This is a genomic window from Mycobacterium sp. 1245852.3 (assembly GCF_001669335.1).
Classification (GTDB): domain Bacteria; phylum Actinomycetota; class Actinomycetes; order Mycobacteriales; family Mycobacteriaceae; genus Mycobacterium; species Mycobacterium europaeum_A.
On the sequence record NZ_LZLL01000517.1, the window covers coordinates 1 to 505 of the forward strand.

Consider the following 505-nt stretch of genomic DNA (forward strand, 5'->3'; position numbering starts at 1 on the left):
CCACGGGCGGTTCGTTGAGGAAGTTCATCGCCCGCACGTTGGGCATGCCGAACAGCACCACCGAGGAGACGTGGTTGGCCACGTCGGGCGCCAGCGGCTTGGGCACGGTGTTGGGGTCGATGCCGTCGGGCACGGCGGCCGAGGTGACAAAGCCCATCACGGCCGCGCCCTGCGAGTAGCCGCCGAGCACCATCTTGGTGGTGGGGCAGTCATGGGCCATCGAATTCACGTGCGCGCCCGCGTCTCTGACGCCGTCGATGCCGGTCGCCCACTGATCGCTGGCGGGGTAGTTGACGGGGTAGACGTCGAAGGACCGTCCGCCCACGCGCTGGTGCAGGGCGTCGACGAAGGCCTGGCCGGTGGGGCCCACGCCCGGTGCTTCACCGGTGCCGCGGGCGAACACCACTTGCACGTCCGGACACTGGGCCGACGCGGAGGGGATAACGGAGGCGGACACGGCCGAAACGGCCACGCCCGACGCTGCGAGAACTACTGCGGAACCAAG

General features: G+C 69.7%; 1 protein-coding gene. It reads right to left on the minus strand.

Annotation, left to right across the window (positions count from 1 at the left end; translation table 11 throughout):
• A partial coding sequence (locus A9W96_RS23250) for a cutinase family protein (protein ID WP_231999816.1) occupies nt 1-505 on the minus strand: 505 nt, incomplete at both ends.